The sequence below is a fragment of the Xanthobacter tagetidis genome (assembly GCF_003667445.1).
Taxonomy (GTDB): domain Bacteria; phylum Pseudomonadota; class Alphaproteobacteria; order Rhizobiales; family Xanthobacteraceae; genus Xanthobacter; species Xanthobacter tagetidis.
On record NZ_RCTF01000001.1, the window covers coordinates 103,148 to 126,501 of the forward strand.

Below are 23,354 nucleotides of genomic sequence, written 5' to 3' on the forward strand. Positions count from 1 at the left end.
AGGGCCGTCCGCGGGCGGGGCGGCATCATGAGCGCGCGCGGCTTCCTCGTCGGCGCGCCGCGCTCGGGTTCGGGCAAGACCACGGTGACGCTGGCGCTGCTCTCCGCCTTCGCCCGGCGGGGCGTGAAGGTGCGGGCGGTGAAGACCGGGCCGGACTATATCGATCCCGCCTTCCACGCCGCCGCCACCGGCCGGGAGGGCCTCAACCTCGACAGCTGGGCCATGCCGCCCGCATTGCTCGACGCGCTCGCGGCCGAGGCGGCGGAGGGGGCCGAGCTGCTGGTGGCCGAAGGCGCCATGGGCCTGTTCGACGGCGTTCCGGCCGCGCCGCGCCGCACCGGCGCGGGAGCGGACGTCGCGGCGCGGCTCGGCCTGCCGGCGGTCCTGGTGCTGGACGTGTCCGGCCAGTCGCAGACCGCGGCGGCGGTGGCGCGCGGCTTCGCGCTGTTCGATCCCGAGGTCCCGCTCGCCGGCGTGGTGCTGAACAAGCTCGCCAGCGCGCGCCACGAGGCGCTGATCCGCACCGCGATGGAGGCGGCAGGCATCGCCGTGCTCGGCGCGATCCCGCGCGAGGCGGGCCTGATCCTGCCGGAGCGCCATCTCGGCCTCGTCCAGGCGGAAGAGACGGGCGATCTCGACGCCCGCCTCGCCGCGCTTGCCGACCTCGCCGAGCGGCATCTCGACCTTGACGCGCTCGCGGCCGCCGCCCGGCCGCTGAGGCTCCTCCCGGCGTCAGACGCGCAGGCGCACGCCTTGCCGCCGCCCGGCCAACGGGTCGCGCTGGCGCGGGACGCCGCCTTCTCCTTCGTCTACGGCCATGTGCTGGCGCACTGGCGCCGCAGCGGCGCCGAGATCGTTCCCTTCTCGCCGCTCGCGGACGAGGCCCCGGACGAGGGCTGCGACGCGCTGTGGCTGCCCGGCGGCTACCCGGAACTCCATGCCGGCCGGCTCGCGGCGGCGGATCGGTTCCGCGACGGCGTGCGCCGGTTCGCGCAGACGCGGCCGGTGCATGGGGAGTGCGGCGGCTACATGGCGCTCGGCCGCGTCCTGACCGATGCGGACGGCACGGCGCACCGGATGCTCGGCCTGCTCGACCTGGAGACCAGCTTCGCGCAGCGCCGCATGAATCTCGGCTATCGCGCGGCGCGATTGCTTGCGCCCTCGCCGCTGGGGCCGGAGGGCGCCGGCGTGCGCGGCCACGAATTCCACTACGCCACCACGCTCACGCGCGGCGACGACGCGCCGCTGGCGCAGCTCGCCGACGCGCAGGGGCGCGACCTTGGCCCGGCGGGCAGCCGGCGCGGGCACGTGACGGGTAGTTTCTTCCACGCCATCGCCCGCGCCTGAACCGCCCCGGCCTGGGCGGCGGAGCGCCTACCGCACGGTGGCGGCGAAAATCTGCCGCGCCACCAGCCAGGCGCAGGGAACGGCGACCAGAGCGCCGATGCCCGCCGCGAGCGGGATCAGGTTCATGTCCTGCCCCGACAGCGAGGGCGTCGCCAGGACCACCATCACCCCGATGCCCGCGAACGTGGTGCCCATCACGAGCCAGACGAGAATTGCCAGCTTCCACATATCCCTGCCCTCCTTCGAGAGGTTCCAGGAACGTAAACCCGGCAGTGGTGCACAGGGTTGACCTCGATCAACACTCGGCCCATGTGGATTGCGGCGCTGCGCCGCTGCGGCGAAGTGCGCCGGGAGGAGACGCAGAATGAACGGTTGGGACAAGCGGTTCGCAGGTGAGGAATTCCTGTTCGGAGAAGCGCCCAACGCCTTCCTCGCCCGGCAGGCCCCGCTGCTGAAGAAAGGCCAGCGGGTGCTGGCGGTGGCGGACGGCGAGGCGCGCAACGGCGTGTGGCTCGCAGAGCAGGGCCTCAGCGTGCATTCCATGGATTTCTCGTCGGTGGCGCAGGCCAAGGCGCGCCAGTTCGCGGCCCGGCGCGGCGTGACGCTCGACTTCGAGCTTGCCGACCTCCTGACCTGGGAATTTCCGCCCGAGGCCTACGACGTGGTCGCCACCATCTTCATCCAGTTCATGCCGCCGCAGGACCGGGCGCGGGTGTTCGCTGGCATGAAGCGCACGCTGAAGCCGGGCGGTCTTCTCATCATGGAGGGCTACCGGCCCGAGCAGATCGCCTACGGCACCGGCGGCCCGTCCGACCCCACCTGGCACTACACCGAGGACCTGCTGCGCGCGGAATTCTCCGACTTCGAGATCATCGAGCTTGCGAGCTACGACGCCGAGCTGAACGAGGGGTCGCGGCACAAGGGCCCCTCCGCCCTCATCGACATCGTCGCGCGCAAGCCCGGCTGAGGCGCCGCACGCAAACGTGGCGATTGCGCTCGTCCATTTCCGCGACATCGGCGTTATGATCGCGGGGACGGTCGAAGATGCCGCCACGCGGGCGCTCCCCGCCCGCCTTTGCCGGGAGGACGTGAGCCATGAGGTGCGAACTCAAGGACGACGATTTCCGCGAGGCCGTGCTCGACATTGTCAGCGCCAAGGAGGGGCAGGCGATCATCATCCAGGTGGTGGGCGGATCGACCATCACCGGATTTGCCCCCATGAGCGTCGGCCGGGACTATCTGCGCTGCCAGGTGGCGGCCGGCGCCGGGCACAAGGAGCAGATCGTGCCCTTCCATTCCATCACCTGCGTGCGCTGAAGCCATTTCTTCGGTGCCGCATGCGGACAGAGCCGGGCGCGCGCTGCGCGCATGACGCGCGGTGCACGCTTGCGCACGAGGCGCTCGCGCGGATGCGTCTTTCGTCCTATATGCGGTAGCCGAAAGCCCGCTTGGCTCTCAGCCTCAGGAGAAAGACCATGGCCTCTCCCCAGCCTCTCGCCCGTACCGGCGCGCCGCGCTTCACCCTCCTGCGCGAGCAGATGCTCATTGGCGGCCAATGGGTCGGCGCCGACAGCGGCGAGGCCATCTCCGTCACCAACCCCGCCACCGGGGAAGTGATCGGCACCGTGCCGCGGGGCGGCACCGACGAGACCCGCCGCGCCATCGAGGCGGCGGACAAGGCGTTCGCCGGCTGGCGCGCCACTCCCGCCGGCGACCGCGCGGCGAAGCTGCACAAGCTCGCCGACCTCATCCTCGCCAATGCCGAGGAACTGGCAGTCATCCTCACCACCGAACAGGGCAAGCCGCTGCCGGAAGCGCGCGGCGAGATCGGCGCGTCCGCCGCCTATGTGCGCTGGTTCGCCGAGGAGGCGCGGCGCCTCTATGGCGACGTGATCCCCTCCCCCTGGGCTGGCCGGCGCATCCTCGTCACCAAGGAGCCGGTGGGCGTGTGCGCGGCCATCACGCCGTGGAACTTCCCGTCCTCCATGCTTTCGCGCAAGATCGGCGCGGCGCTCGCCGCGGGCTGCACCGTGGTGTGCAAGCCGGCCGAACTCACCCCCTTCTCCGGCCTCGCCTGGGGCGTGCTGGCGGAGATGGCGGGCATCCCGGCGGGCGTGGTGAACATCGTCACCGGCAAGTCCTCGCTGATCGGCGCCGAGATGACCTCGAACCCGATCGTCAAGAAGGTGACGTTCACCGGCTCCACGCCGGTGGGCAAGCTGCTGGTGAAGCAGTCTGCGGACACCATGAAGAAGGTGTCCATGGAACTCGGCGGCAACGCGCCTTTCCTGGTGTTCGACGACGCCGACCTCGATCTCGCCGTCGAGCAGGCCATCGCCTCCAAGTTCCGCAACGTGGGCCAGACCTGCGTGTGCGCCAATCGCTTCTATGTCCAGGCCGGCATCTATGACGCCTTCGCGGCGAAGTTCGCCGAGGCCTCGAAGAAGCTGAAGGTGGGCAACGGCATGGAGGAGGGCGTCGCCGCCGGTCCGCTGATCGACGAGAAGGCGCTGAAGAAGGTGGAGAGCCTGCTTGCCGACGCGCTCGGCAAGGGGGCGCAGGTGCTCGCCGGCGGCAAGCAGCCCGCGCAGGGCGGCACCTTCTTCGAGCCGACCGTGCTCAAGGGCGCGACCCAGGACATGGACTTCGCGCGCGAGGAAATCTTCGGCCCGCTTGCCCCGCTCTTCAAGTTCGAGACCGAGGAAGAGGCCGTCCGCTACGCCAATGACACCGAGTACGGCCTCGCCTGCTACTTCTTCACCAAGGACCTCGGCCGCGCCTTCCGCGTCTCCGAGGCGCTCCAGTACGGGCAGGTGGGCGTCAATGCCGGCGTCATCACCACGGAAGTTGCTCCGTTCGGCGGCGTGAAGGAGAGCGGCGTCGGCCGCGAGGGCTCGAAGTACGGCTGCGACGACTATCTCAACATCAAGTACGTCTGCCTCGGCGGCCTCTGAGCCGCTGACGCGCGCCGCCGGGGCCTTGGCCCCGGTGGCCGCCCAACCACCTCATCCCGCGGCGCCGGGCGCGCTGCGGGCCATCTCCATGATCAGCGACCGCAGCCAGCGGTGCGCCGGATCGTTCCGGTAGCGCACGTGCCACGCCATGTGCACCGGGAAGGTGCCGAGGTCGACCGGCGCCTCCACCACCTTCAGCCGCGGGTCGTGGGCGAGGCGCTTGCAGATCAGGCGCGGCAGCGTGGCGCAGAAATCGGTGGCCGCCACCATTTCCGGCACCGCGAGGAAATGCGTCACCGAGAGCGCGACCTCGCGCCTCAAGCCCTGCCGCTCCAGCGCCTGGAACAGGCCGGCCCGCAAGCGGCCCGGCGGCATGACGTTCACATGCTTCAGGCGCTCGAACTGGGCGCGGGTCAAATCCCCCGTCACCTGCGGATGGCCGGCGCGCACCACGCAGGCGAAGCCCTCATCCATGATGTGCTGGACCACGATGTTGTCCGGCGCATCGACCACCCGGCCCAGCGCCATCGCGGTGGTGCCGGAGATGACGCCGGTCTCGGCGAGGTCGGTGCCGTAGGGAGTGAGGCGCAGCGTGATGCCCGGCGCCACCTCGCCCAGCCGCGCGACGATCCCCGGAATCAGCGCGAACTCGACGAAGCCGTTCGGCGCCAGGGTGACAAGCCGCTCGGCGAGCGCCGGGTCGAACGCCTGCTGGCCCAGCACCACCGCGTCGATCTTGGACAGCGCATCGGCGATCGCCGGCGCGAGGTCGAGCGCCAGGGCGGTCGGCTCGATGCCGTAGCGCGCGCGGACGAACAGAGGGTCCCGCATCACGGTCCGCAGCCGGCCAAGGGCGTTCGACAGCGCGGGCTGGGTGATGCCGAGCCGCGCCGCCGCGCGGGTGACGTTGCGCTCCTCCATCAGGGTGACGAAGACCGGCAGGAGATTGAGGTCGTAGCGCATCAGTTATAATTCTCAATGAATATCTAGAATAATATCAATAAATTTCAGGAATATAAAGACCCGGCGCATGGTGAGCCTGTCCGAACCGGACGCATCCACGACGGAGGCAGACATGAGCAAGGGCAAGGTTCTCGTGGTGGGCTCCAACGCCACCCGCATCGAGGTCCAGGGCGGCGGCACCGGCGCCACGGGCCAGTATCTCAACGAGACCGTGGTGCCGGTGATGGCGATCCTCGCCGCCGGCTACGACGTGGTGCTTGCCACCCCTGACGGCACGCGGCCGCACATCGACCCGGTCTCGGACGCGGCGGCGCATTTCGACGGCGACCAAGCCGCCTATGAGAAGGCCAAGGCCTTCTATGCGGGCGATCCCTCCATGACCCATGTGCGCACGCTTCGTGCGGTGGTGGAGGAAGGGCTGGGCGACTATGCCGGGGTGTTCGTGCCCGGCGGGCAGGGGCCGGTGGTGGACCTGATGCAGGACGGCGATCTGGGCGTGATCCTGCGCCATTTCCATGCCGCGGCGAAGCCGACGGCCATGCTGTGCCACGGCCCGATGGCGGCGGTCGCCGCCATGCCTCACGCGCGTGAATTCCGCGCCGCCCTCGTCGCCGGCGCCCCCGAGAAGGCGGCCGAATGGGCCAAGGACTGGCCCTATGCCGGCTATCGCATGACCGTGTTCTCGAACACCGAGGAAAAGGTGGTGGAGGACCGCATCCTCCATGCGAAGCTCTACTTCAACATGGTGGACGCGCTGCAGGCCGCGGGCGGCGCGGTCGAGACCGGCACGGTCGACTTCGATCCCAACGTGGTCGAGGATCGCGAACTCATCACCGGCCAGAATCCGCGCTCGGACCATCCGCTGGCGGCGCGGTTCGTGGCGGCGCTGGAGCGGGCGCGCGCCTGAGCTCCCGCCATCCGGCGGACCGCGCCGCGGACCGCCGGAGCCGGCCCGTTTCACTCAAGCCCAAATAGGAGAACCCCATGGCCGCACCCGTGAAGATCGTCGCCATCCTCGTCGCACGCCCCGGCAAGGCGGAGGAGCTCAAGGGGCTGCTCTCCGGCATGCTCGGGCCGAGCCGCGCCGAGGCCGGCAACCTGCGCTACGACATCTGGCAGGACCAGGCCGATCCCGCACGGTTCGTCCTGGACGAACTCTATGTCGGCGCCGACGCCATCGCCGCGCACCGGCAGAGCGCGCACTTCCAGCACTATCTCTCGCAGGTCGGCGACCTCGCCGACCGCACCGCCTTCGTGCTTGATCCCGTCGACGTCACCTGACCGGCGGGCCATCTCCCAACCGCGGCGCAGCGCGCCTCCCCGCGCTGCCCGCAGCCAGAGGATACGGCCATGACACTCAAAGATATTTTTCCCGGCAAGCTCGGCTTCGGCTCGGCGCCGCTCGGCAACATGTTCCGCGACATTCCCGAGGCCGAGGCGCAGGCGACGGTGGACGCCGCCTGGACCGACGGCATCCGCTATTTCGACACCGCCCCCTTCTACGGGGCGGGCCTGGCGGAGATCCGCATGGGCGAGGTGCTCGCCGCCCGTCCGCGCGACGACTACGTCATCAGCACCAAGGTCGGCCGCGTGATCCTCGACGAGATCGAGGACGTCAGCGCCCGCGACCAGGGCGAGAAGGGCGACGTGTTCAAGCACGGCCGCCCGAACCGCATCGTCAACGACTATTCGGCGGACGCCACGCTGCGCTCCATCGAGGACAGCCTGAAGCGCCTGAAGACCGACCGCATCGAGATCGCCTTCGTGCACGACGTGGCGCAGGACTTCTTCGGCGACGAATGGCTCGCCATGTTCGAGAGCGCCCGCAAGGGCGCCTTCAGGGCGCTGGACCGGCTGCGCGACGAGGGCGTGATCAAGGCCTGGGGCCTCGGCGTCAACCGGGTCGAGCCGATCGAGCTGCTGATGTCACTGGACGAGCCCCGGCCCGACGGCTTCCTGCTCGCCGGACGCTACACGCTGCTCGACCACGACCGCGCGCTCCAGCGGGTGATGCCCGAGGTGGTGCGCCAGGGCCTCGGCATCGTTGTGGGCGGCCCCTACAGCTCGGGCGCGCTGGTGGGCGGGCCGAACTTCGAATACGCGCCCGCGACGCCGGCGATCCTCGACAAGGTGGCGCGCATCAAGGCGATCGCCGATCGCCAGGGCGTCAGCATGAAGGCGGCCGGCCTGCAATTCTCGCTCGCCCATCCTGCGGTGGCGGCGGTGATCCCCGGCGCCAGCCGGCCGGAGCGCATCGCCGAGGACAACGCGGCGCTGGAGGAGACTGTGCCGGCGGACTTCTGGCGCGAGCTGCGCGCGGCGGGCCTGGTGCATGCCGCCGCGCCCCTGCCCGGCGGCGCGTGAGCGCCGGGCGCTCCGCGCCCCGGTCACGGACCTCAACGAGAAAGGCCGCCGCGCTGGTCCAGCACGGCGGCCTTCTTCATCTCAGCGGACGGCTCGGAGCGCCGTCCGGCGGGAGCCTCAGCGCCCGCTCAGTGGCCCATGGCCTTGACGATCTCCTCGGTGACCTTCTTGGCGTCGCCGAACAGCATCATGGTGTTGTCCTTGAAGAACAGCTCGTTCTCCACGCCCGCATAGCCCGAGCCCATGCCGCGCTTGATGAACAGCACGGTCTTGGCCCGCTCCACGTCGAGGATCGGCATGCCGAAGATCGGCGACTGCGGATCGGTCTTGGCGGCCGGGTTGGTCACGTCATTGGCGCCGATGACGAAGGCGACGTCCGCCTGGGCGAACTCGGAGTTGATGTCCTCCAGCTCGAACACCTCGTCATAGGGCACCTGTGCCTCGGCCAGCAGCACGTTCATGTGGCCAGGCATGCGGCCCGCCACCGGGTGGATGGCGTACTTCACGTCGACGCCTTCCTCCTTGAGCATGTCCGCCATCTCGCGCAGGGCATGCTGGGCCTGCGCCACCGCCATGCCGTAGCCCGGCACGATGATGACCTTGCCCGCATTCTTCATGATGTAGGCCGCGTCGTCCGCCGAGCCCTGCTTCACCGGCCGGGCCTCCACCGCGCCCGCCGGGCCGCCGGAGGTCTCGCCGCCGAAGCCGCCCAGGATGACGGAGATGAAGGACCGGTTCATGCCCTTGCACATGATGTAGCTGAGGATGGCGCCCGAGGAGCCGACCAGCGCGCCGGTGATGATGAGCGCCGTGTTGCCCAGCGTGAAGCCGATGCCGGCCGCCGCCCAGCCCGAGTAGGAGTTCAGCATCGACACCACGACGGGCATGTCCGCGCCGCCGATGGGGATGATGAGCAGCCCGCCGAGCACCAGGGCCAGCACCGTGATGATCCAGAACAGCGCGATCGAGCCGGTGAGCACGAAGGCGACGATGAGGATCAGCAGCAGCAGCGCGAGGCCCGCATTGATGAGGTGGCGCCCCGGCAGCATGATCGGCTTGCCGCTCATGTTGCCGTTGAGCTTGGCGAAGGCGATGATCGAGCCGGTGAAGGTGACGGCGCCGATGGCGACGCCGAGCGACATCTCGATCAGGCTCGCGGCGTGCAGGTGGCCCGGCGAGCCGATGCCGAACGCCTCCGGCGCATAGAGCGCGGCGGCGGCGACCAGCACGGCGGCAAGACCCACCAGCGAGTGGAACGCGGCGACCAGCTGCGGCATCGCCGTCATGGCGATGCGCTTGGCCACAACGGCGCCGATGGCGCCGCCGATGGCGATGCCGGCGATCACCAGCACCCAGCCGAACATGTCGGAGGGGGGCTGGAGCGCGAGCGTGGTGAGCACCGCGATGCCCATGCCGACCATGCCGAACAGGTTGCCCTGCCGGGAGGTGGTGGGATGCGAGAGGCCTCGCAGCGCCAGGATGAAGAGGATGCCCGCCACAAGGTAGAGGGCGGCGGCGATGTTCGCATTCATGGCGCCGGCCTCACTTCTTCTTCGAGTACATGGCGAGCATCCGGCTGGTCACCATGAACCCGCCGAAGATGTTCACCGAGGCGAAGACGAGGGCGATGAACCCGAAGATGCGCGCCCACCAGGCATGGCCCGGATCGCCCACCGTCGAGACGCCCACCGCCAGCAGCGCGCCCACCACGATCACGGAGGAGATCGCATTGGTCACGCTCATGAGCGGGGTGTGCAGCGCCGGGGTCACCGACCACACCACGTAATAGCCCACGAACACCGCGAGCACGAAGATGGAGAGGCGGAACACGAACGGGTCGATGGCGCCGCCGGTGGCCGCGTGGGCGAGTCCGCCGAGGGCCGCGGCGGCCTGGTCCGCATAGGCCTGGGCGGCGATCGCCGCCTCGCGCGCCACCTCGGCGGCGATGCGCGCCTGTTCCGCGGCGTCCGCCGCGAGCTGTGGATTGGGGGTCATCAGGCCGCTCCCTCAGGGGAAGGATTTTTGGGGGCGAAATTGGGGTGCACGACCGCGCCGTCGCGGGTGAGCAGCGTCGCCTTGACCAGTTCGTCGTCCCATTTGACGGCGAGGGCCTTGGCCTGCTTGTCCACCATCGTTTCGAGGAAGTTGAACAGGTTCTTGGCGTAGAGCGGCGAGGTGGAGGCGGCCGCGCGGCCCGGCACGTTGAGATGGCCGACGATCTTCACGCCGCCCACTTGCACCACCTGGCCGGGGATCGCCCCTTCCACGTTGCCGCCGCGCTCGACCGCGAGATCGACGATCACCGAGCCCGGCTTCATCGAGGCCACCATGGCGGCGCTGATGAGCTTCGGCGCCGGCCGGCCCGGGATGAGCGCTGTGGTGATGACGATGTCCTGCTTCTTGATGTGGTCGGCGACGAGGGCGGCCTGCTTGGCCTGGTACTCCGCCGACATGGGCTTGGCATAGCCGGCCGCGGTCTCGGCCTGCTTGAACTCCTCATCCTCCACGGCGACGAACTTGGCGCCGAGCGAGGCCACCTGCTCCTTCGCCGCAGGGCGGACGTCGGTGGCGGTGACGATGGCGCCGAGGCGGCGCGCAGTGGCGATGGCCTGGAGGCCGGCGACGCCCGCGCCCATGACGAAGACGCGCGCGGCGGGCACGGTGCCGGCGGCGGTCATCATCTGCGGCAGCGCGCGGTTGAACTCGGCGGCCGCGTCGATCACGGCCCGGTAGCCGGCGATGTTGGCCTGCGAGGACAGCACGTCCATCACCTGCGCGCGGGTGATGCGGGGCATCAGCTCCATCGCGAAGGATGCGACGCCGGCGTTGGCCATCGCGGCCAGCGCTGCGTCGTTGCCGTAGGGGTCCATGATGGCGAGCACCAGGGCGCCGCGCTTATAGGACGAAAGCTCGGCTTCCGTCGGGCGGCGCACCTTCAGCACCACGTCGGCACCGGCGACCACGTCCGCTCCCGAAGGAGCGATGGTGGCGCCGACCGCCTCGTAATCGGCATCGAGGATGCCGGACTTGACGCCTGCGCCGGCCTCGACCGCCACCTGGGCGCCGAGCGCGACGAGGCGCTTGACCGTATCCGGGGTCGCAGCGACCCGCGGCTCGCCGAGATCAACCTCGGCGGGGACAGCGATTTTCATCGAAAATGTCTCCGGTGCTCCGGGCTCACAGGCTCAGAGGAGGAAGATCCACATCAGGACGAGAAGAACGGCGACGGCAATGCTGCCCCATTTCGTGAGCGCGACGAACAGCGCATAGGTGCGCTCGTGCTCGACATAGTCGTTGCCTTCCGCGGTCCCGTACTCGATCGTGCCGTGATCGGCCATCGGTTTCCCCCTAGCTTATCGCTCGCATTGGCGTTTAGCGGAGAAGTGGTTTTCTGGCAACTGTTCTCTGGTGTACAGTATACATAATGTAGGGCAAAGCGGCGGTATTCTGGTTCAGAACGAGACGCGTGTTCTTGCTTTGTTCGCGTCGCCGAGCTAGCCTTCGGGAATGGATGCGCCGCTCGACTCACTCATGACCGATCCGTCCGGGCCGGCCGCCGGTGCCGGCGGCGCGTCCGGTGTGCCCACAGGCCGCAGGAGCACCCGCTCCGGCGGCAGCGCAGCCCGGCCGGCGGCGCCGCGCCGGGCGCGGCCGGACTCGACGGTGACGGACACCCCGCCGCGCGCGGAGCCCCCCAAGTCGCGGGGCAAGCGCATTGTCGGCAGGCTCGCCGAGGACCGCGCGACGCCCGCGCCCGCCGTGCCGCCCGCGCTGGACGGCGAAGCGGGAACGGGGGTGGAAGCGGAGCGCCGGCGCGGACGCGGCGCCACCTCGAACGCCGCCGGCCGCTTCGAGCCCGCGGCCCGCATCCTGTTCGACGACGGCTGGGAGAGCCTCGACGATCTGCCGCCGTTCCGGACCGAGGTGACGGAGGAGCGGGCACGCACCGTCATCACCCGCAACCAGTCGCCGGACATCGCCTTCGACCGCTCCATCAACGCCTACCGCGGCTGCGAGCACGGCTGCATCTACTGCTTCGCGCGGCCGACCCACGCCTATCACGGCCTCTCGGCCGGTCTCGACTTCGAGACCCGGCTGTTCGTGAAGCCGGACGCTCCGGAGCTTCTGGCGCGAGAACTTTCGCATCCGTCCTACCAGCCGCGCGTCATCGCCATGGGGACCAATACCGACCCGTACCAGCCGATCGAGAAGCGGTACCAGGTGACGCGGCGCCTCCTGGAGGTGCTGGCGGACTTCGGCCATCCGGTGGGCATCGTCACCAAGTCGGGGCTGGTGGCGCGCGACATCGACATCCTCGCCCCCATGGCGGAGCGGGGGCTGGTGAAGGTGGCGATCTCGCTCACCACACTCGACCCGCATCTGGCCCGGACCATGGAGCCGCGCGCGGCGAGCCCCCATGTGCGGCTCGGCACCATCCGCCGCCTCGCCGACGCGGGCATCCCCACCGCCGTTCTCACGGCGCCGATCATCCCCGCGCTCAACGACATGGAGATCGAGCGCATCCTGGACGCCGCCAAGGCCGCCGGCGCGAGCGAGGCAGGCTACGTCACGCTGCGCCTGCCCCTGGAGATCGCCGACCTGTTCCGCGAGTGGCTGGTGGCGCACTTCCCCGACAAGGCCCGGCACGTTCTGGCGCTGGTGCGGCAGATGAACGGCGGCAAGGACTATGATTCCACCTTCGGCAAGCGCCAGCGCGGCGCCGGGCCCTATGCCTGGACCATCGGCCGGCGCTTCGAGATCGCCGCCCGGCGCCTGGGCCTGGAAGGCCGCGGGCTCAAGCTCAGCACCGCCCATTTCCGCCGCCCGGCCGCCAAGGGCGAGCAGCTCTCGCTGTTCGATTGAAGCCGAGCCCCTTGAGGACCATGCCATGACAGACAACGCCGACGCCGGGGAGACGGGGGCGCCCGATCTGCGGCTTCATCTTGTGACGCTCGGCGTCGCCGATCTCGCGCGATCCGCCGCCTTCTACGAGGCGATGGGCCTCGAACGGCGCTATCGCGGCGCGACCGGGGTCGCCTTCTTCCACGCCGGCAGCATCGTGCTCGGCCTCTACCCCATCGCCGCCTTGGCCGACGACGCGCAGCTCGCGCCCGAGGCCGCAGGCAGCGGCTTCGGCGGCGTCACCCTCGCCTTCAACGTCCCGGACGATGGAGAACCCGCCCGCGTCATCGCCCGGGCGGTCGCCGCGGGCGGTCGCTGCCTGAAGCCCGCGCAACCGGTCTTCTGGGGCGGCATCAGCGGCTACTTCGCGGACCTCGACGGCCATGTCTGGGAGGTGGCGTTCAATCCGGGCTTCCCGTTCGATGCCGAAGGGCGGCTCGTTGTGCCCGCCGAGGCCGCCGCGCCATGAGCGCGCGCCAGAGGTGGGGAGGGGCCGGCAGTGTCTCCGCCGGAAGGCCGTCGCCGCAGCGGCCTCCCCTCCCTTCCCCTGACGCGGATGACGCCGGCGGCGGCATCCGCCGACCGTTTACGGTGCGTTCCGCCGGCAAGGGCCACGCTTCGGGAGCCCGCACAACACTGGGCATGCGCGCGGGGGGGCAGATGTCATGGGACTTGGGGCCCGCGCGGCGTCGCGGGCTGCGGCCATCAGCGCTGGCGGAGGTCCGGTTCCGCGAGATCCGGTGCCGCGAGATTCGGTTCCACAAGATCCGGTTCCACAAGATCCGGTGCCGAAACCGGAGCGGCGGGCTTCTCGCTCGCGGAAGCCTCGATCCCGGCGGTGGTCCCGCAGCAGGGACAGCCGCGGCCCTTGGCGCCGTAAGCCGCCATGAAGACGCGCACCGCGCCGTTCACCACCTTCGCGGCATGGGCCGGATCGGGCGGCTCGTTGGAGCCGATGAGGATGGGGGCGGTCACGCCGTCCTTGCACAGGCCCAGGAACTGGCTCGCCGCCTGCTCCACGTCCTCGATGTCGAGCACGCCCTGCTCCACCTTCGCGGCAAGGAATTTCGACAGGCGCTGGATGCCGGCGCACGGTCCCGCCTCGAAGAACTGGCGGCCGATCTCGGGAAACTTTCCCGCGATGGCGATCACGGTGCGCAAGGTGGCGATGTGGCCGGGCCGGACAACGGCGGCAATGAAGGAATGGCCGAGCTGGGTGAGCGCGGTCTCCACGTCCGGCGCCGCGGCATCGAACACGAACAGGCGCTCGGCGGTCTCGGTGCATTCGCTGGCGACCAGCGCGGCGAAGAGGTCTTCCTTGTTCTGGAAGTAGACGTAGAGCGTGCCCTTGGAAACTCCGGCGGCGCGGGCGATGTCCCCCATGCTGGCAGCGTCGAAGCCGCGATCGAGGAAGACCTCGCGGGCGCCGGAGAGAATCTGCCTGCGCTTTTCCGGGTCCTGCCCGGCGCCGTGGGCGCCCTCGCGCGCCTCGGCCATGCGCGCCAGCGCCGCGCCGCTCTCACTCGTCATCGCCGTTACGCATCCTCGCCTGAATGTGCCCTGCCCTCGATCGGCTCCTCGCCCTTGGGACGACCCGCTGATCTGCAGACATCGAAAGCCCCGGCGCAAGCACCACTCCGACCTGGAACGCTGCTTGCGTCCACATGCCGGCCAAGGGTGGCGCCGGCGCAACAGAGGCTCGATCAGAAACATCGAACCGAACCGTACGGTTCCCTCTTGCTATGCCAGTTGCAATGCGCTAGATCAAGGCCATCGACCGAACCGTTCGGTCAACGCGCGGATCCGCAACCCACGCGCTGATCGGGCCGGAGGGAGGAGAGCACCGCCCCCGCTCTCCTCCCTCTCTTCTTTTCGGGCCGACTCTCCTCTCCAAGCTTGCATATGCCTAGGGCCCCGCGCTGCGCCCGTGTCGCTGTGCTGGGGTGCATGGCGCCTGCCTTGCCGCGACCGCTGCCACCGACGGCCTGCCGCAGGCCAGATCCTGGACGACCGCACCGCAGTCGGCGCCCGGCAGCAAGAGCGTTCTCAATCTTTGCCGCACCGGCGCACCGGGGCTTGCGAACGCAGGGATCCTTTGGCCGGAGCCCAGCTCCTTCGCGGTGGGTTCACCGCATCCGAGACGCCATCGCCTCGGGACGTCTCCAAGCTCCGCAGCGTCAGAAGCCTGCCCCCCCCGCGCCAATGCTCCGCTTGGGTCCGCCGGCTGGACGTCTAAGCGCTTCAATCCCCTGCCCGGAGAGAGCCCGCCGGCCTGCCCCTGGCACATTCGCGCCTCGCCTCTGAATACCACCCGCGCGCCCCTTGGCAGCGTCGCCGCGCCGGCCCCTTTATTCCCATTATGCGGCATTTCGCCACATACCCCTGAGCTTGCCGCCCGCCGGAGCCTGACTATTTCAGCGACAGGAGATCCGGGCCCCTCTGGCGTTGGCCTTTTGGCTGCGCGATGTCGGATCATCGTCGTGCTCGCATCGACCGTGAGGCCCCTTGATCCCGTTCCGCTGCCCCCTCCGGGGCCGAATCCCGTGTCTTTAAGCCCATCGCCCCGGCGCGCGCTGCTGCTGGTCAACCCGCGCGCCCGCATGGGCCGCACGCCACTGGCACGCGAACGAGCGGCACTGGAGGCCGGCGGCATCGACGTCGCCGCGCAGGCCTGGCCACAGACCGGCACCCTGTCCGACCTGATCCGCCGCGAGGCGGCCGGCTTCGACCTTGCCGTCATCGGCGGCGGTGACGGCACGCTGAACGGCGCCGCCGCGGCCCTCGCCGACACCGGCCTGCCGCTGGGCGTGCTGCCGCTCGGCACCGCCAACGACTTCGCCCGCACCCTCGGCATTCCGCAGGACACCGTCGCCGCCGCGCGCCTCATCGCCACGGGCACGCCGCGTGCGGTCGACCTCGGCGACGTGAACGGCCACCCCTTCCTCAACGTGGCCAGCATCGGCTTCAGCGCCGATCTCGCCCGCGCCCTCACCCATGATGCCAAGCGCCGCTACGGCGTGCTCGGCTATGCGGTCGTGGCGGCCCGCCTGCTCGCCCAGTCGCGCCTCTTCACCGCCCATGTGGTCCATGACGGCACCGTGGAGAAGGTGCGCACGCTGCAGGTCTCGGTGGGCAACGGGCGCTATTACGGCGGCGGCATGGCGGTCGCCTCCGACGCCACCGCCGAGGATGGCCGGCTCGATTTCTACAGCCTGGAAGTGGACCACTGGTGGCGCCTGCTGGGCCTGCTGCCGGCGCTGCGGCGCGGCACCCAGGGCCGCTGGCGCGACGTGCGCGCCTTCCGCACCACGGAAGTCACGGTCGAGACGCGCCGGCCGCGCCCGGTGAACACCGACGGCGAGCTGGTCACGCACACCCCCGCCCGCTTCTCGATCCGTCCCCGCGCCCTGCGCGTTTATGCCCGGACAGCCGCCGCCGCGCCGGTGGAGCCCTTCGCCGATACCCGCTTCATCCGTTCCTGAAGGATCACCGCCATGGACTACCTCGTCGCACTCGCCCAGGACCCGGCCGCCTGGGTGGCGCTCGTCACCCTCGTCGCCATGGAGGTGGTGCTCGGCATCGACAATTTGATCTTCATCTCCATCCTCACGAACAAGCTGCCGCCCCAGCACCGCACCAAGGCGCGGCGCATCGGCATCGGCCTCGCGCTCATCATGCGCCTTGCCCTGCTCGGCACCATCGCCATCATCGTGCGGCTCACGGCGCCGGTCATCACCGTGCTCGGCCACGACTTCTCCTGGCGCGACATGATCCTCATCGCCGGCGGCCTGTTCCTGGTGTGGAAGGCCACCAAGGAGATCCACCACAGCGTCGACCATCGCCCGACCGGCGACGTGTTCGACGTTCCGGCGAAGGCGTCCCTCAGCTTCTCCGCGGCGATCGTGCAGATCCTGCTGCTCGACCTCGTGTTCTCGGTGGACAGCATCATCACCGCCGTGGGCATGACCGAGCACATCCCGATCATGGTGATCGCCGTGCTGGCGGCCGTGACGGCCATGCTGCTCGCGGCCGATCCGCTGGCCCACTTCATCGAGCGCAACCCGACCGTGGTGATGCTCGCGCTGGGCTTCCTCATCATGATCGGCATGACGCTGATCGCGGAGGGCTTCGGCGCCCATGTGCCGAAGGGCTACATCTACGCCGCCATGGCCTTCTCGGCCTTCGTGGAGGGCCTCAACATGATGGCCCGCCGGCGCAGCACCAAGGCGCCGCACTAAGGGGCCGCGCTGAGGCGCGCATGCGCGGGACCGCACGGCGGCGCGGTCCCGCCTTCCCCCTTGCGCGGGGGCCGGCCGGCGCGGTCTATATGCGTGACCGTGCCGCCGGGGGAGGCGGCCGCCTTCAGGGAGGGATCATGTCCCGTTCGTTCGCCTGTTTCGCACGCCGCGCCGGCCTCGCCGCGGCTCTCGCCGGGCTCGCTCTTTCGGGGGCGTCGGCGCCGGTTTCCGCGGCGAGCTGCCTGGAGCAGATCGTCGTGGTGCAGCAGCAGCTGAAGGGCAAGGAGCCGCGGCCGAACGCGCCGCCGCCCCAGGAGCAGTCCGTCGCCGCGCAGACCGACCGCCAGGCGACCCCGGGCTCGCTCGCGGCGGCCGGCGTCACGCAACCCGATTCCGGCGCGCTCGGCGCGCTCAACGCAGCCATGAACCTGCAGGCGGCAGGCGACGAGGCGGGGTGCCTGAAGGCGCTGGCGGAGGCGCGCAAGCTCGGCGGCCTCAATTGAGGCCGCGGCCGGATCACAGCCGGTCGCGCAGGGCGTAATAGCTGAGGCCCGCCACCAGCAGCGGATAGCGCATCATCGTGCCCCCGGGGAACGGCGGCACCGGCAGGCGCGAGAGGATGTCGAGGCGCTCCTGCTGCCCGCGCACGGCTTCGGCGAGGATCTTGCCGAACAGCGGCGCCAGCATCACCCCCTGCCCGCTATAGCCGGAGGCCACCAGCACCTTGTCCGAGAGCTTCCGCACGAACGGCAGCCGGCTCATGGTGATGCCCAGAACCCCGCCCCAGCCATAGTCGATGCCGACATCCTTGAGCTGCGGGAAGACCTTGAGCATGTAGGGGCGCACGAAGCCGGGAATGTCCGCCCGGAGCGCCCGGCGATAGCTCTCGCCGCCGCCGAACAGCAGCCGCCCGTCGCGGCTCAGGCGGAAATAGTTGACCACGAAGCGGCTGTCGGCCACCGCGGCATCGTTCGCCAGCAGTTCACGGCCCATCTCGTCCAGCGGCGCGGTGGCGACGATGTAGTTGCAGATGGGCATGACGTGCCCGTCCACCCGGCGGTCCAGCCCGTCCTGGAGGCCGTCGCCGCATTCGAGCAGGAAATCGGCCTCCACCGTGCCGCCCTGGTCGGTCGTCACGCTCACGCGCGCACCGTCCTGAAAACCGGTGACGCGGGTGCATTCGTGGATGCGCGCTCCGGCGGCCTCGGCCGCGTGGGCGAGGCCGAGGGCGAAGTTCAGCGGGTGCAGATGGCCGCCCTTCTGGTCCAGGATGCCGCCGTAATAAAGCGGCGAGCGGACCAGATAGCCGATCTCCTCGCGATCGAGTTCGCGCACCGCGTCATAGCCGTACGCCTGCCTCAGGTGGCGCGCATAAGCGTGGCTTTCGGCGACGTAGTGCGGCTTGTGGTCGGCGAGGATCAGGCCGTCCTTCAGGTCGCAATTGATCGCGTGGCGCGCCACCAGCACCTTGAGCAGGCTCTTCGCCTCCTCCGCGAGCTCCCAGAGCTTGCGGGCGTCGTCCTTGCCCACCTGCGCCTCGAGGAACAGCTGGTCGCGCCTCTGGCCGGAATGGATCTGCCCGCCATTGCGCCCGGACGCGCCGGACCCGACGCGCGCGGCCTCCAGCAGCACGACGTCGTACCCCGCCTCCGCCAGATGCAGCGCCGCCGAAAGCCCGGTATAGCCGCCGCCGACGATGCACACATCGGCCCGCGCGGCGCCCTTCAGCGGCATATGGGCCGGATGGGAAATTGCCGTCGCCGCATACCAGGATCTGGCATGGCCGGAGGGGCTCAAGGGGGCGGCGGTGCGGTGCATGGCGCTCCTTGTTCTTATGGTTCGGACGGCGGCCCCTAGGTCGGGTCGCAGCCGGGGCCACCCCGGTCGCGCTGGTCCTCCTCAGGCCTTCCGCCCGCCGGCGGCGCGTTCTCTTGCTTGAACTCTTGCTTGAACAAGCGTGCGCTCGGCCGACCGGGCGGAGCCGGCCGTCCGGTACGCGCGCGCCTTACACGTTCAGCAACAGATACTCGCGCTCCCAGGGCGAGATCACCCGCATGAAGGTCTCGAATTCGGCCTGCTTGACGGCGGAATAGTTGGCGACGAAGCGATGGCCGAGCACGTCGGCCATCTCCTCGCTCTGCTGGAAAGCGGCCACTGCCTCCAGGAGCCCGCGCGGCAGCTCGAAATCCAGGTCCTTGGCGTCGCGCTCCAGCGGATCGGTGGCGCGCAGGCCCTCCACCATGCCGAGATAACCGCAGGCGAGCGAGGCGGCGATGACGAGATAGGGGTTGGCGTCGGAGGACGGCACCCGGTTCTCCACCCGCCGCGCCTCGGGCGAGGACGGCGGCACGCGCAGGCCGGCGGTGCGGTTGTCGTAGCCCCACTGCACGTTGATCGGCGCCATGGAATCGCGGGTCAGGCGCCGGTACGAATTCACGTAGGGCGCGAGGATGCACATCACCGCCGGAAGATACTTCTGGTGCCCGGCGATGAAGGAGAAGAATTCCGGCGTCGGGTCGCCGTCCTTGTCGGAGAAGATGTTCTCCCCGGTCGCCACCGAGACCACCGACTGGTGGATGTGCATGGCGCTGCCCGGCTCGTTGGCGATGGGCTTCGCCATGAAGGTGGCGTAGATCTTGTGCAGCAGGGCCGCCTCGCGGATCGTGCGCTTGAACAGGAACACCTGGTCGGCGAGCGCCAGCGGCTCGCCGTGGCGCAGGTTGATCTCCATCTGCGCGGCGCCGTCCTCGTGGATCAGCGTGTCGATCTCCAGGCCCTGCGCCTCCGAATAGGCGTAGATGTCCTCGAACAGGGCGTCGAACTCGTTCACCGCCTGGATCGAATATGACTGGCGGCCGATCTCCGGCCGGCCGGAGCGGCCCACCGGCGGCTTCAGCGGGTAGTCGGGATCGGTGTTCGGCTCCACGAGGTAGAACTCGATCTCCGGCGCCACCACCGGCTTCCAGCCGCGGTTGGCATAGAGCGAGAGCACGTGCTTGAGCACCTGGCGCGGCGCCACCTCCACCGGACGGCCGTCGCGGTGGAAGGCATCGTGGATCACCTGGGCGGTCGGGTCCTGCGCCCACGGCACCGCGGACAAGGTGGCGAAATCGGGTTCTAGGACCAGGTCGCTGTCCGCGATCACCGAATCCACGAGGCCCTCATAGTCGGGATACTCGCCGGAGATGGTCTGGAAGAACACCGACAGCGGCAGGTTCATCACCGGCGAGGAAAAGAACTTGGAGGCCGGCATGATCTTGCCGCGGGCGACGCCCGCGAGATCCGGCACCTGGCACTCGATCTCGGTGATCCCGCGCGCCGCCATCCAGGCCTTGGCCTCGCTCAGCGACTTGACGCCCCTGTGGGACGCGACGACGTCCTTCTCGGCAACCTTGGTCCTCTTGGCCATGATGTCCTCTGGCGTGAACACTCACGCGGGCTTCAGGGAACACCTGCGCCCCTACGGGTGTCAACGCAGCGCTTCGGTTCGCGGCATAGGTCGAGGCGGCCCGGGCCGTCCCGCGACGGGACAACGGTGCCGGAGGACGGGCGAACAAGGACGGAACGAAGCGGGGGCGAATCGGTCTGCGCGGATGTTCCGCCTTCACCCCCTACTAGGGCTTGTGGTCGAGCCCCGGCGCAGCCCCAGGGGAGAAAACCGCCCGCGCCGCGATTCGGGCGCGTTCAGGGCTTGGGGGTGCTCACCGACAGGGAGCCGACGGGCGGCAGCATCTCCATGGCCTCGGCCTCCAGCACCGCGGTGCCGATCATGGTGGCGACCGAGACCTTGTAGGGCGCCATCAGGCGCGTGCCGGCGATCGGCACCAGCCAGGCATAGACCTCCTTGTTGTCCTGCATGTACTTGACCGTGTAGCGCGAGGGCCGGTGGCCGGCGACCGGCTTGTAGCGGGCGGCGCACACCACGGCGGGGCCGCTGTAGCCCTCCAGCTTCACCTGCTCGATGCGCTGGAAGCTGAGCGCGATGTCGTAGCGCTGGCGTCCGTCGAACACCGGGATGACCCGCTGGCACGCGGCAGCCGAAAGCATCTCGCCGGTGCCGGGCATGTAGGCAAAGGCGCCGCTCACCGGGTCGAGCACGCTCTTCAACACCGCCTCGGTCACGGGGATGCGGTCCGGCGCGAACTTCAGCTCCGGCTCGACATCCATCTCCTTGACCCCGCTGGCGGCCATGACGATGCGCGCGCTCTCCTCCTTGCCGTCGGCCTCGGCGTCCATGGCATAGACGACCGGCAACATGCGGCCGCCGGCGAAGACGCCGCGCGCGGCCGCACGGCCCTTGCCGTTGGCGACCGCCCGCATGAGGCCGGTGATGCGCGCCGTGCCCGAAATCTCGTAGGCCGAATCGCTCGCCTGCACGACGAAGGTGCCGCGGCCGAACTCGACGCCGGCGACGCTCAGCGAATATTTCGCCACCATGCGCCCGTCCGCGCGCGCAGCGTCGATGCCGAATGCGAGCGCCATCGGCGCAAGGGCAAGCACGGTGGCCGCAAGGCGCACGTGAGACAATACCGAGGCAGCGTCGATCATTGACGTTCCCGTAGGACCTGCGCGCAAGCCGCCCGCTCCCGCTGCGCAACGTTCGCTCCGCGCCGCAGGAAGTGCGCGGCGAACGCGGCTGAACTGTGGCTGCCGCGACTATGCCGTGGAGGCGGTACGAGCGTCCAGAGCGCCGGCCGGCACCATCCCCAGCCCCGCGCCGCAGGATGCCTCGCCGGTCGGATGCACCGGGCGACCGGGCTCCCGCTCTGGTGCGCCGCACACCGGTGACACCCGCGAAATCCCCGAAGGTCATTGACTTTGGCGCGGTTTATACCGATCTTGGGAGCCTGCCCAAAGATCGGGTCCAAGAACCCCGCGGCCAGCGCCGCGCATCCTGGCCCAGTGCTGCGGGCAGAGTTCAACTGCCTGAGGAGCATACGCCATTCGCCGCCCCATGAGACCCGTCGCGCCGGAGAAGGATGGACCGCGCGTCAATGAGGAAATCCGCATCCGCGAAGTCCAGCTGATCGACCAGGACGGGCAGAACCGCGGTGTGCTGGCCATTCGCGACGCTCTGACGCTCGCGCAGGAGGCCGGTCTCGACCTCGTCGAAATCTCGCCCAACTCCACCCCGCCGGTCTGCAAGATCCTCGATTTCGGCCGCTTCAAGTATCAGAACCAGAAGAAGGCCAGCGAGGCGCGCAAGAAGCAGAAGGTCGTCGAGGTCAAGGAGATCAAGCTGCGCCCCGGCATCGACACCCACGACTACGAGGTGAAGATGCGCTCGATGCAGCGGTTCTTCGAGGAAGGCGACAAGGTCAAGGTGACCCTGCGCTTCCGCGGCCGCGAGATGGCGCACCAGGACATCGGCTTCAAGCTGCTTCAGAAGCTCAAGGAAGACGTGGTCACCATCGCCAAGGTGGAGAGCGAGCCCATGCTCGAAGGCCGCCAGATGATCATGATCCTGGCGCCGCGCTGAGCGTCGCCGCGCGAAGCCTCAGGCTCGGGGACGCCGCCATCGGTGGCGTCCGCCGACACCCCGGTTCCGCCCGAGGGCCATTGGGTTTCTAGCCATTCGCGAGGCGCAGGGCCTGCGGGCTAACGGGCATTCCCCCCTGGACCACCGACATCCGAAGCGAGCCCCCCGGTCGGAGCGAACCCCGGTGCGCCACGGCGCGCCTTGTCGCGCGCGCTTCTCGGCCGGCTGGCCATTCCATGCGAAACGAAAAACGCCCCGCCGCATGTGCTATGGCGGGGCGTTCGGCTTTCGGGGCCAGGAGGCGGGCGTCAGCCCGCCGCCTCAGGCCTCACGGGCAGGGGTGCTGGTACCCGTCATAGCCGGTATAGGTGCCGGTGGCGGGGTTGTAGGAGCGGAAGCGCTGCATGCAGTAGGCCACCGCATCGTCCGTGACGACCGCGCTGTTGGCGGCCGCGGCTGCGGCCCCGACGGCGACGGCGCTCGCCACGCCCAGCGCCACCCAGGCGCCCGTATTGTTGTAGTAGCCCCAGCCCCAGCCGGGACGGTACCAGCCCCAGCCCGGCCGCCACGGGCCCGGACCCCACGCGCCCGGAGGCGGACGCCAGCCGGGACGGCCCCAGGCAACGCCGCCCGGTCCCCATCCGGGACGGAAGCCGGGACGATAGCCGGGATAGACCGGCCGATAGCCGGGCCGCACCACGCCCGGCCGATAGCCGGGGCGGAAGGCCGCCGCCCGATACGCGCCGCCGCGATAGGCCGGACGCACGCCGACGGCCCGCATGCCGCCGACGCGGGCGCCGCGATAGCCGCCCACCCGCACGCCGCCGCCGCGATAGGCCACCTCGGCCACGGGGGCGGCATGAGCCCCGAGCTTTCCTGCGCCGACGCTGAACGCCTGCGCTCCGGCGGGGACCGGACCCAATCCGCCGACGGCGAGACTCATCGCCACGGCCATCATTTTTGCTTTGCGAAACATTCAAGTGTCTCCTGACCTTGATGACGCAAGGTCGCAGGGATTTGTGTCGAATTCCCTGCAGGCTTGTCGCCGATCCATGTCAAACAGGCGGCAAATTCTGTGCTGTCGACATCCGATACTTCCGCGTCCCC

24 protein-coding genes are annotated in these 23,354 nt (G+C 69.8%); 13 read left to right on the forward strand and 11 right to left on the reverse strand.

The window, feature by feature from the left end; genetic code table 11:
* Positions 1–27 precede the first annotated feature (27 nt).
* A complete protein-coding gene (locus D9R14_RS00445; protein ID WP_121621331.1) occupies positions 28–1,347 on the forward strand; it encodes a cobyrinic acid a,c-diamide synthase CobB in 1,320 nt (439 codons plus the stop codon).
* A gap of 27 nt (positions 1,348–1,374) precedes the next feature.
* Here the strand turns inward: D9R14_RS00445 and D9R14_RS00450 are convergent, their stop codons facing one another.
* Complete coding sequence (locus D9R14_RS00450; RefSeq protein WP_121621332.1) at positions 1,375–1,575, reverse strand: hypothetical protein; 201 nt, start codon at positions 1,573–1,575, stop codon at positions 1,375–1,377.
* Between the two features lie 136 nt (positions 1,576–1,711).
* Here D9R14_RS00450 and D9R14_RS00455 point away from each other — a divergent pair, with 136 nt between their 5' ends.
* From D9R14_RS00455 to D9R14_RS00465, 3 genes are all read left to right on the forward strand, one after another.
* Positions 1,712–2,314, forward strand: a complete 603-nt coding sequence (locus D9R14_RS00455) for an SAM-dependent methyltransferase (protein ID WP_121621333.1) — start codon at positions 1,712–1,714, stop codon at positions 2,312–2,314.
* A 128-nt stretch (positions 2,315–2,442) separates the two neighbouring features.
* Positions 2,443–2,664, forward strand: coding sequence for a hypothetical protein (locus D9R14_RS00460; RefSeq protein WP_121621334.1), 222 nt, complete (start codon positions 2,443–2,445; stop codon positions 2,662–2,664).
* 158 nt (positions 2,665–2,822) lie between these two features.
* The gene (locus D9R14_RS00465) at positions 2,823–4,301 is read left to right on the forward strand and encodes an NAD-dependent succinate-semialdehyde dehydrogenase (protein ID WP_121621335.1); all 1,479 of its coding nucleotides are present in this window, start codon (positions 2,823–2,825) and stop codon (positions 4,299–4,301) included.
* Between the two features lie 51 nt (positions 4,302–4,352).
* Here the strand turns inward: D9R14_RS00465 and D9R14_RS00470 are convergent, their stop codons facing one another.
* On the reverse strand, positions 4,353–5,264 hold the full coding sequence (locus tag D9R14_RS00470) for a LysR family transcriptional regulator (protein WP_121621336.1): 912 nt from the start codon (positions 5,262–5,264) through the stop codon (positions 4,353–4,355).
* 112 nt (positions 5,265–5,376) lie between these two features.
* Here D9R14_RS00470 and D9R14_RS00475 point away from each other — a divergent pair, with 112 nt between their 5' ends.
* The 3 genes from D9R14_RS00475 to D9R14_RS00485 all read left to right on the forward strand — a co-directional run bounded on the left by D9R14_RS00475 (position 5,377) and on the right by D9R14_RS00485 (position 7,628).
* Positions 5,377–6,171 carry a DJ-1/PfpI family protein gene (locus tag D9R14_RS00475; RefSeq protein ID WP_121621760.1) on the forward strand — a complete coding sequence of 265 codons (795 nt, stop codon included), beginning with the start codon at positions 5,377–5,379 and terminating at the stop codon, positions 6,169–6,171.
* A 77-nt stretch (positions 6,172–6,248) separates the two neighbouring features.
* Entirely contained in the window at positions 6,249–6,545 is a 297-nt protein-coding gene (locus D9R14_RS00480; RefSeq protein WP_121621337.1) for a putative quinol monooxygenase, read from the forward strand.
* Between the two features lie 69 nt (positions 6,546–6,614).
* The gene (locus D9R14_RS00485) at positions 6,615–7,628 is read left to right on the forward strand and encodes an aldo/keto reductase (RefSeq protein ID WP_121621338.1); all 1,014 of its coding nucleotides are present in this window, start codon (positions 6,615–6,617) and stop codon (positions 7,626–7,628) included.
* Between the two features lie 128 nt (positions 7,629–7,756).
* Here D9R14_RS00485 and D9R14_RS00490 read toward each other — a convergent pair whose 3' ends face one another.
* From D9R14_RS00490 to D9R14_RS00505, 4 genes are read right to left on the reverse strand one after another with little or no spacing between them, the layout of a single operon-like run.
* Entirely contained in the window at positions 7,757–9,160 is a 1,404-nt protein-coding gene (locus D9R14_RS00490; protein WP_121621339.1) for an NAD(P)(+) transhydrogenase (Re/Si-specific) subunit beta, read from the reverse strand.
* 10 nt (positions 9,161–9,170) lie between these two features.
* Positions 9,171–9,623, reverse strand: coding sequence for a proton-translocating transhydrogenase family protein (locus D9R14_RS00495; protein WP_121621340.1), 453 nt, complete (start codon positions 9,621–9,623; stop codon positions 9,171–9,173).
* Positions 9,623–10,780 carry a Re/Si-specific NAD(P)(+) transhydrogenase subunit alpha gene (locus D9R14_RS00500; RefSeq protein WP_121621341.1) on the reverse strand — a complete coding sequence of 386 codons (1,158 nt, stop codon included), beginning with the start codon at positions 10,778–10,780 and terminating at the stop codon, positions 9,623–9,625. Before D9R14_RS00500 ends, D9R14_RS00495 begins: the two co-directional genes overlap by 1 nt.
* A gap of 33 nt (positions 10,781–10,813) precedes the next feature.
* On the reverse strand, positions 10,814–10,966 hold the full coding sequence (locus D9R14_RS00505; protein WP_121621342.1) for an aa3-type cytochrome c oxidase subunit IV: 153 nt from the start codon (positions 10,964–10,966) through the stop codon (positions 10,814–10,816).
* Positions 10,967–11,342: 376 nt separating this feature from the next.
* On the opposite strand from D9R14_RS00505, the gene D9R14_RS00510 reads away from it, so the two are divergent.
* On the forward strand, positions 11,343–12,491 hold the full coding sequence (locus D9R14_RS00510) for a PA0069 family radical SAM protein (protein ID WP_121621761.1): 1,149 nt from the start codon (positions 11,343–11,345) through the stop codon (positions 12,489–12,491).
* Positions 12,492–12,516: 25 nt separating this feature from the next.
* The gene (locus D9R14_RS00515; RefSeq protein ID WP_121621343.1) at positions 12,517–12,999 is read left to right on the forward strand and encodes a VOC family protein; all 483 of its coding nucleotides are present in this window, start codon (positions 12,517–12,519) and stop codon (positions 12,997–12,999) included.
* A 236-nt stretch (positions 13,000–13,235) separates the two neighbouring features.
* Here D9R14_RS00515 and D9R14_RS00520 read toward each other — a convergent pair whose 3' ends face one another.
* Entirely contained in the window at positions 13,236–14,060 is an 825-nt protein-coding gene (locus D9R14_RS00520) for a TetR/AcrR family transcriptional regulator (protein ID WP_121621344.1), read from the reverse strand.
* A gap of 1,013 nt (positions 14,061–15,073) precedes the next feature.
* On the opposite strand from D9R14_RS00520, the gene D9R14_RS00525 reads away from it, so the two are divergent.
* From D9R14_RS00525 to D9R14_RS00535, 3 genes are all read left to right on the forward strand, one after another.
* On the forward strand, positions 15,074–16,012 hold the full coding sequence (locus D9R14_RS00525; protein WP_121621345.1) for a lipid kinase: 939 nt from the start codon (positions 15,074–15,076) through the stop codon (positions 16,010–16,012).
* A gap of 12 nt (positions 16,013–16,024) precedes the next feature.
* A complete protein-coding gene (locus D9R14_RS00530) occupies positions 16,025–16,768 on the forward strand; it encodes a TerC family protein (protein WP_121621346.1) in 744 nt (247 codons plus the stop codon).
* 137 nt (positions 16,769–16,905) lie between these two features.
* Positions 16,906–17,271 (forward strand): hypothetical protein, encoded by a 366-nt coding sequence (locus tag D9R14_RS00535; protein ID WP_121621347.1) that lies wholly within the window; start codon positions 16,906–16,908, stop codon positions 17,269–17,271.
* Positions 17,272–17,284: 13 nt separating this feature from the next.
* On the opposite strand, the gene D9R14_RS00540 is transcribed toward D9R14_RS00535, so the two are convergent.
* The 3 genes from D9R14_RS00540 to D9R14_RS00550 form a co-directional block, all read right to left on the reverse strand.
* Positions 17,285–18,586, reverse strand: coding sequence for an NAD(P)/FAD-dependent oxidoreductase (locus D9R14_RS00540; protein ID WP_121621348.1), 1,302 nt, complete (start codon positions 18,584–18,586; stop codon positions 17,285–17,287).
* A 187-nt stretch (positions 18,587–18,773) separates the two neighbouring features.
* Complete coding sequence (locus D9R14_RS00545; RefSeq protein WP_121621762.1) at positions 18,774–20,177, reverse strand: glutamine synthetase family protein; 1,404 nt, start codon at positions 20,175–20,177, stop codon at positions 18,774–18,776.
* Between the two features lie 275 nt (positions 20,178–20,452).
* A complete protein-coding gene (locus tag D9R14_RS00550) occupies positions 20,453–21,316 on the reverse strand; it encodes a DUF3108 domain-containing protein (protein WP_184759577.1) in 864 nt (287 codons plus the stop codon).
* 406 nt (positions 21,317–21,722) lie between these two features.
* On the opposite strand from D9R14_RS00550, the gene infC reads away from it, so the two are divergent.
* Positions 21,723–22,247, forward strand: a complete 525-nt coding sequence (gene infC, locus D9R14_RS00555; RefSeq protein ID WP_121621349.1) for a translation initiation factor IF-3 — start codon at positions 21,723–21,725, stop codon at positions 22,245–22,247.
* A 328-nt stretch (positions 22,248–22,575) separates the two neighbouring features.
* Here the strand turns inward: infC and D9R14_RS23325 are convergent, their stop codons facing one another.
* Positions 22,576–23,223, reverse strand: a complete 648-nt coding sequence (locus D9R14_RS23325) for a BA14K family protein (protein ID WP_245420449.1) — start codon at positions 23,221–23,223, stop codon at positions 22,576–22,578.
* Positions 23,224–23,354: the final 131 nt, after the last annotated feature.